Source organism: Parafrankia discariae, from assembly GCF_000373365.1.
In the GTDB taxonomy this organism is placed as follows: domain Bacteria; phylum Actinomycetota; class Actinomycetes; order Frankiales; family Frankiaceae; genus Parafrankia; species Parafrankia discariae.
The window spans coordinates 1-8,106 of sequence record NZ_KB891118.1 but is presented as its reverse complement, the minus strand read 5'-3'; the positions used below and the strand labels follow the sequence as shown (position 1 = coordinate 8,106).

At 73.2% G+C, this 8,106-nt stretch carries 6 protein-coding genes; all 6 read left to right on the top strand.

Going from position 1 to position 8,106, the window contains the following annotated elements; translation table 11 throughout:
* The first annotated feature begins 331 nt into the window (after positions 1-331).
* A complete protein-coding gene (locus B056_RS0105795) occupies positions 332-1,024 on the top strand; it encodes a hypothetical protein (RefSeq protein ID WP_230202845.1) in 693 nt (230 codons plus the stop codon).
* A 95-nt stretch (positions 1,025-1,119) separates the two neighbouring features.
* Positions 1,120-1,701, top strand: coding sequence for a pilin (locus B056_RS0105790; RefSeq protein WP_018500952.1), 582 nt, complete (start codon positions 1,120-1,122; stop codon positions 1,699-1,701).
* 395 nt (positions 1,702-2,096) lie between these two features.
* The gene (locus B056_RS0105785; protein WP_230202844.1) at positions 2,097-2,999 is read left to right on the top strand and encodes a hypothetical protein; all 903 of its coding nucleotides are present in this window, start codon (positions 2,097-2,099) and stop codon (positions 2,997-2,999) included.
* Between the two features lie 71 nt (positions 3,000-3,070).
* Positions 3,071-4,033 (top strand): PrgI family protein, encoded by a 963-nt coding sequence (locus B056_RS0105780; protein WP_035750252.1) that lies wholly within the window; start codon positions 3,071-3,073, stop codon positions 4,031-4,033.
* Positions 4,030-6,009, top strand: coding sequence for a VirB4 family type IV secretion system protein (locus B056_RS0105775; RefSeq protein ID WP_018500949.1), 1,980 nt, complete (start codon positions 4,030-4,032; stop codon positions 6,007-6,009). The genes B056_RS0105780 and B056_RS0105775 overlap by 4 nt, the downstream gene beginning before the upstream one ends.
* Positions 6,010-6,212: 203 nt before the next feature.
* The coding region (locus tag B056_RS35305; protein ID WP_018500948.1) for a helicase HerA domain-containing protein at positions 6,213-8,106 on the top strand (1,894 nt) is incomplete at its 3' end.

The following is an 8,106-nucleotide window of genomic DNA, read 5'->3' as shown; positions in this document are numbered from 1 at the left end:
AGGGGCGCTGGTGTTCGGGTGGCTGTTCGGGTCCGAGTGAAGTCCAGGGCGTCTGACGGTGATCTGACACTGATCTGACTCTGATCATCTGCGGGGTTCGCGGTGATGTTGTTGATCAGAGTCAGATCACTGTCAGATCAGTGTCAGATCACCGTCAGGTCGCGTCCGGATGCCTCTTTGCCGCGCTGACCTGGGTGTGGATGAGTGTCAGATCACCGTCAGATGGGGTGTGGCGTCCTTGGGGTCGACCGGAACACAGGGCCTCACGGACGGGAGTCCACTCATGGCGGTACACGACTTTGGGAACACGACGGAATCATCGTTGGATCTGGTGGAGGCGGCGTTCCTGACGCTGGCGGATTCCTCCGCCGGGGTGGGTGTTAACGGCGCTGATGTCCCGGGCATGGCGGACCGCTGGTTCGGCCTGCGGGAATTGCGGGTGGAGCTGGCCCGGCCGCAGACGTCGGTGGCGACGCGGCAGGCGGTGTGGGCGTTTCTCCTGCGTTCGCGGGAGGTGGATGCGTGGAAGGTGGCGGCGGTGGGGATGGCGATGCCGGCGCTGCGGCATATCGCCGCCAGCCTGGCCCCGGCCTACCGCGGTGACATCGCCGATCTCGACGCGGAGGTGCTGACCGGGTTTGTCGATGTGCTGTCCGGGCTGCCGGTGGGGGCGCGGGGAATCCCGGCGCGGTTGGTGTTCGGGGCGTTCCGGGCGGGGTTGGTGGAGGTGGTGTCCTACCGCAAGCCCGGGATGGACATTCCGGTCCTGGACGCGGTGCCGCGCTGGCCGTGGTTGGACGCGCGGTGGTTGCTGGCGCAGGCGACCGAACGGGCGGTGATCAGCCCGGTGGACGCGCGGTTGCTGGTGGCGAACCGGGTGCGGGGGGTGGCGTTGGCGGAGTTGTCCGCGCGGGGTCGTACCCCGGGTGAGGAGTTGGCGGTGCGTCGCCGCCGGGCGGAACGGGACCTGGTGGCCGCGGTCGCGGCCGGTCGGGTTGGCCCGGGGATGGGTGAGGGCCGATGACGGGGCGAGGTCGCAGCCTGTTCCGGCAGGCGGGCAGGGCTGTACGCACCGTAGGCGGCGCGGTGCGCCGCCTGTGGGGGTCGGTTCGGCCTCCCATGGTGTGGCTGGGGGTGGCCGGGGGGCTGGCCGCGGCGGGGTGGCTGCTGGTACAGCCCGCCGGTGCGCCGGGCGGGGCGGGGGTGTTGGTGCCGTTCGGGTCGGTGGGGGACCTGGCCCGGGTGGGCTGCGCGGCGCTGGCCGGCTCGCTGGCGATCCTGCTCCTGGGGGCGGGCGGGGTCGCGGTGGACCCGTCGCCGCGGCGAGGGCGGCGTGAGGATCTGCTCCGGCTCTGGGTCGGGTGCGTGGTCGTCGTGGTGCTGCTGGTCGTGCTCTGCGATGTGGCGGGGGCGGCGGCGGTCGTGACCGGGCAGCAGGCGCCTCCGCCACCGGCGCCGGTCTCGACCGCGCCGGATCTGGACACGGTGTTGAACAACGCGAGGAACTGGCTGATGGGGATCCTGGCCACGGTCGCGACGTTCTTCTTCACCCTCGGGGCCGCGCGGTACGGGAGCGCGGGTGGGGATCCCGGGGAGGTGGAGCGCGCGAAAGGCGCGTTCCGTAACGCGGCGATCGGGTACAGCCTCGCGGTCCTCGCGCCGTTGGTGTTGAAGGCTTTGCGTTCGGTGGTCGGCGCCTGATGCTCCCGACCTCGCGGACGCCGCGGTGGCCCCGGGTGTGGGGGTGGCGGGTCGGGGTGGTCGGCTGCGTGCTGGCGGTGGGTGCGGGTGTGCTGGGGGTGGCGGGGGCGCAGGCCGCGGTCCCGGTCGCACCGTCAGCGTCGACCGCCGCACCGGCTCCGGCGGGCCCTCCGGCACCGCAGGTGGAACCCGCCGACCCCGGGCTGCAGGTCCCCCCGGCCGTGCCGGCCCCCTCCGGCGGGGATGCGCCCGCTCCCTCCGGCGGGCCCTCCCCCGAGGGCTCCGCTGGGGAGTCGGCACCGACCACGGTGCCGGGACAGGTGCCAGCGCCACCGTCCCCGGAACCGGCACCGACCGCCCCCGGGTCGGAGGGCGACGGGGGTGGTGGTGGGGTGGTGGGCGCGCTGTTCGGCTGGGCGGACATCCCGGGGCGGATCCTTCGGGCGATCAATGGCTGGTTTGAGGGACTCGTCGAAGCGGCGCTGGAGCCGGTCGTGCGTCTGCTCGGCCAGACCATCCTGAGCACCCCGGATGTGACGGAGCAGCCGCGGGTCCGCCAGCTGTGGGCGGGCAGCGTGGTCCTCGCGAACAGTGTGATGCTGCTGGTGCTGATGGCCGGTGGGGTCGCGGCGATGGGCTACGACAGTGTGCAGACCCGCGCCACCGCGAAGGAAATGCTGCCTCGGATGATCCTCGGGTTCGGGGAGGCGAACCTGAGTCTGCCGCTGATCGGCTGGTCGATCTCCGCCGCGAACGCGCTGAGCCGTGCGTTTACGACCACGGGTGGGTTCGATGCCAGCGGGGCGTTCAGCGAGTTGCTGACGGTGCTGGCGGCGGGGCGGATCCACGGCATCTTCCTGGTCCTGCTGCTGCTCGGCGTGGTCGGGATGATCGTGATGCTGCTCGTCGGCTGGGTGATCCGGGTGATCGTGCTGATGGGGCTGGCGGTCGCCGGTCCGCTGATGCTGATCTGCCGGGGGCTGCCGTGGACGGAGCACGTCGCGAACCTGTACTGGCGGGCGACGGCGGGCTGTCTGGCGGTGCAGGTCGGCCAGTCGGTGCTGCTCGTGCTGGGTGTGCGGGTGCTGTTCGCCACTGACGACGGGGCGTTCCATCCCGTGGGCGTGGCGGACAGTCTGGGCAACATTTTGACCGCGGCCGGGTTGTTCTACGTCGCGATCCGCCTGCAGTCCACCGTGATGCGCACCGTCATGGGCGGCGGCAAATCCACCGTCGTGTCGCTGGTGAAGTACCGGCTGCTGCGCCAGGGCCTCCACAAGCTCGGCATCCCCCTCTGATCTGACCGCCGCCTCCGGCGCTCTCCCTTTCTCCCTCTTATCTATCTGTGGCCTGAAAGGTCGTGTTTGCTATGCCCGAAACATCAAGATCGGAACGGGTTCGGATTCCATCCGATGTGGATCGCCCGGATCGGATCCTGGCCGGGTTGACTGCCCGTCAGCTGACGCTGCTGGCCCCTCCGGTCCTGCTCGCGGTCGCGGTCTACTGGACCGCCTCGCCCTACCTCCCGTTGCCGGTGGTGGCGGTGCTGGTCGTGCCGCTACTCGGCGGCGGCGCCGCGCTCGCACTCGGCCAGCGCGGCGGTCTGACCGCCGACCGATACGCCGCCGCCGCCCTCGCCCACCACCGCGCCCCCAAGCTCCACCTCACCGCCCCCGAAGGGATCCCGGCGCAGCCCGGCTGGCTACCCGACATCCCCGCCGCCCGCCGCCGTCACCCGGTGCCGGCGAGGCCGCTGGCCGGCGGGGTGGACGCGGCTGGGGTGATCGACCTACGCGGCGCGGTCGGTGTCGTCGCCGAAGTCCAAGGCGTGAACCTCGCCCTCGCCGGCGACAGTGACACCGGGCGGAAGGTCGCCGGGTATGCGCGGATGCTCAACGCGCTGTCCGGCCGGATCCAGATCACCATCCGTGGCGTCCCGGTCCACCTCGACCCGCACACCGACCGGCTACGCACCCTCGCCGAGCAGGCGCCTCACCCGGCGCTGGCCGCCGCGGCCCGTGACCACGCCAACTTCCTCGGCGACATCGCGGCGAGCCGGCGGTTGCGGAGCCGGCAGATCCTGCTCACCGCCTACGAACCCATCCCCGCGCTGCGCGGCGGCCGAGACAGCGCCGCCGCGGCGGCGGCGCGCCGCCTCGAGGAAGCCCTCGGCCTGCTCGCCGCCGCCGGCCTACGCGGACGAATCCTCACTGGTCCCGAGCTGACAGGTCTGCTCGCCTCGGCCGCCGACCCGGCAGGCCCACCACCGCCCGACCGTGTCACCGCTTCGGGTCCGGTCCTCGGACCGGCGCGGATTGGAGGCCGCCGATGAGCCGCCGCAACCGGCGGCACATCGCCGAGCAGGGCGCGCCGTCACGCAGCCGCCGACCCCTGCGCCCCAGCCGCGGGCAGGGGCCGGGGCAGCTGCTGCCGGTCGAGGGTCCGGCGCTGTTCACCCCGCCCGCGCTGGTGGTCGATGCCGGGCAGATCGAGGTCAGCGGGATCTGCGCGACCACGATCACCGTGGTCGGCTACCCGCGTGAAGTCGGCCCCGGGTGGATGGAGCCGCTGCTGGCCTACCCGGGTCGCCTCGATGTCGCCCTGCACATCGACCCGACCCCGCCCGCGGTGGCGGCGCTGCGGTTGCGTCGCCAGCTGGGCCGGCTCGAATCCGGCCGCCGCGCCGACGCCGCGGCCGGCCGGCTCGCCGACCCTGAGCTCGACGCCGCCGCCCAGGACGCCGGGGAGCTGGCCCGTCAGGTCGCGCGTGGTGAGGCACGGCTGTTCCGGACCGGGCTGTATCTGACCGTCTACGCCGACACCCGCGAGCAGCTCGCCGAGGAAGCGGCGCGGGTCACCGCGCTGGCGCACAGTCTGCTGCTCACGGTGCGCCGGGCCCGGTACCGCACGGTGCAGGGCTGGGTGAGCACCTTGCCCCTAGGTCTGGACCTGCTCCAGATTCGCCGGGCGATGGACACCCAGGCCCTCGCAGCCGGGATCCCGTTCACGACCCCTGACCTGCCCCTGCCCGACCCGGACCGCCCCGGGGCCGCTCCGGTCGTCTTCGGCACGAACCAGCATTCCGCCGGGATCGTGGCCCATGACCGGTGGGCGCAGCCGAACTACAACTCGGTCGTCACTGGCGCCTCCGGGGCGGGCAAGAGCTTCCTGATGAAGCTCGACGTTCTGCGGTCCCTGTACCAGGGTGTTGAGGTCGCCGTGGTGGATCCGGAGGACGAGTACAGCCGGCTCGCCGCCGCCGTCGGGGGCACCCGCCTCGCCCTGGGGGAGCCCGGGGTGCGCCTCAACCCCCTCGACCTGCCCGCCCACTCCCACCACGACCCCGACCTCCTCACCCGCCGCGCCCTGTTCTGCCACACGTTGATCGCCACCCTGCTTGGCGAACCCACCGCCGATGACGGCGGTGGTCTGGGCGCGGGGGGCCGGGCGGCGTTGGACGCGGCGATCCTCAGCGCCTACCGCGCTGCCGGGATCACCCACGACCAGGCCACCTGGACCCGACCCGCCCCGCTGCTCGCCGACGTCGCCACCGCCCTGCGCAGCGCGGAGGACCCGGCCGGCCCGACGCTCGCCGCCCGCCTCGCCCCGTTCGTCACCGGCTCGCACGCCGGCCTGTTCGCCCACGCGACCACCACCAGCCCGACCGGGCATCTCGTCGTCTACTCGCTGCGCGCCCTGCCCGACGAGCTGAAAGCCGCCGGCACCCTGCTCACCCTGGACGCGATCTGGCGGACCATCGCCGACCCCACGAAACGACGACGGCGTCTCGTCGTCGTCGACGAGGGCTGGCTGCTCATGGCCCACCCCGCCGGCGCCCGTTTCCTCTACCGGCTCGCGAAAGCGGCCCGCAAGCACTGGGCCGGTCTGGCCGTGGTCACCCAGGACTCCGCCGACCTCCTGAGCTCCGAGCTCGGCCGGGCGGTCATCGCCAACAGCGCCACCCAGATCCTGCTCCGCCAGGACCCCAGCGTGATCGACGAGCTGCGCCGGGTCTACAAGCTCACCGACGGCGAGACCACCCAGCTCCTCACCGCCGGCCCCGGCGATGCCTTGCTGCTGACCGGGAGCGGGCAGCGCACCGCCCTACACGCCCTCGCCTCCCCCGCCGAACACGCCCTGATCACCACAGACCCGGCCGACACCACCGCCGCCGAGACCAACCCCGACGAGGGCCCGTTCGACCCGGGCTGGGGCGAACGCCCCGCCGTCGCGGCGACCGGGCCGGGTCGGGGCCCTCGCCGGCCGCTGGTCCGCCGGCCGGTGGACGACGACGCCGACCCGTTCTAACCCGGCCTCTCTGCGCCGGGTCGTGGTGCCGCCGCCCGGAATCCCGGCGGCGGCACCACTCGGACCCGCCTCACCTCTGCTGAGTCCTGTTTGTCCTGCTCGTATGCCTGGAGGCATGCATGATTCTCGCTGCTCCAACCCCTCCGTCGGGGCTTCCCCCCGTCCCTCCTCCACCCCCTCCGCCCCCGGCTCCGGCGCCGGAGTTGCCGGGGTGGTTCACCGACCCCGACCGGATCCTCTCCGGTCTGCAGGCGTGGCTGGCTGGCCACGCCGGCTGGTGGCCGCTGGCCCTGCTCGCCGTCGTTCTGCTGCTGGCCGCCGCTTACGGCCGCGGCCGGGTCCGGGCCCATCGGCATGCGGTGCTGTGCGAGGGGGCGCGGACGGTGGAGATCCTCACCCCGCCCGAGGTGTCCGCCCACGCCGCGGAGATTTTCTGGGGTCAGATGGGTGGCCTGCAACGCCCGTTCTGGGCCCGGTTGCTGCACGGCCAGCCGCATCTGGGCTGGGAACTGCTCGCCACCCGCGCGGGGACGGTGATCCGGCTGTGGGTCCCCGGCCCGGTGCCCCCGGGGATGGTGGAGCGGGCGGTGCAGGCGGCGTGGCCCGGCGCCCGGACCACGACCCGGCCCGCGAGCGCGCCGCTGCCGGACTATGCGCTGGCGATCGGTGGGCAGCTGCGTCTGGCCCAGGTCGACGTGCTCCCGCTGCGCGCCGACCCCTCGGGTGATCCGATCCGTTCGCTCCTCAGTGCCGCTTCCGAACTTGATGATGGTGAGGCGGCGGTGGTGCAGTTGCTGGCCCGGCCGGTGACCGGCCGGCGGCTGCGCCTGGCGCGGCGGGCGGCGGCGCGTCAGCGTGGCCAGTACACCCCCAGCCTGCTCAGCCGCGCCCTTGATCTGATCACCCCTCATGCTGGGCCACGCCCGGCCCCTGGGCAGGTGGTGGGCAAGGCCGGGCCGACACCGCCGGAGGACTCCGCCGCGTCCCGTGCGATCGGCCTCAAAGCGGTCGGCCCCCGCTGGGAGGCGACGGTCACCTACGCCGCGGCGCATCTCGCCCCGCCGATGAGCAAGACCGGGCAGAAGGCCGCGGTGATGATGCTGCGCGGGCGGGCCCACGCCCTGGCGAGCGCGTTCGCCCTCTACTCCGGGCACAACTATCTGCGCCGCCTGCGCTTGGCGCACCCGGTGCCGCTGCTGGCCGCCCGGCGGCTGCGGCGCGGGGACCTGCTCGCCGTCAGTGAGCTCGCCGCCCTCGCCCATCTCCCCCTCGACACCGCGGTGCCGGGGCTGTCGCGGGCCGGGGCCGCGGCCGTCGCACCCCCGGCCGGGATCCCCGAGGCCGGACCCCGGGTCAAGCCGCTCGGGGAGAGCGAAGCCGGCCGGCGTCGCCACGTCGGCCTGAAGGTGGCCGATGCCCGCCACCATGTTCACGTCGTCGGCGCGACCGGGTCGGGGAAGTCGACGCTGCTGGCGAACATGATCCTCGCCGATGCGGAAGCCGGCCGCGGGCTGGCGGTCTTCGACCCGAAAGGCGACCTGGTCAACGACGTCCTGGCCCGCCTGCCCGCGGACGCCGCCGACCGGGTCGTGCTCCTCGACCCCGAGGACCCCGTGCCCCCGCCGTGCCTGAACATTCTCGACGGCGGCGACGCCGATCTGGCCACCGACCAGCTGGTGGGGATCTTCCGCCGGATCTGGGCTGACTCGTGGGGGCCGCGGACCGATGACCTGCTGCGCGCGACCTGCCTGACTCTGTTGGAACGGCGCACCCGCACCGGGATCACCCCGACGTTGGGCGATGTCGTCAAGGTCCTCACCGAACCGGACACCCGACGTAAAGCCACCACGGGGGTGACCGATCCGATCCTGGCTAGTTTCTGGACCTGGTACGAGCGGCTCTCCGACGGTGCCCGCGCGGCGGCGATCGGCCCGATCCTGAACAAACTCCGCGCCCTACTCCTGCGCACGTTCGCCCGCCAGGCCCTGGCCGCCGGACCCTCCACCGTGGACCTGCGGCAGGTCCTGGACCGCGGCGGGATCCTCCTCGTCCGCATCCCCAAAGGCGTGATCGGGGAAGACGCCTCCCGCATCGTCG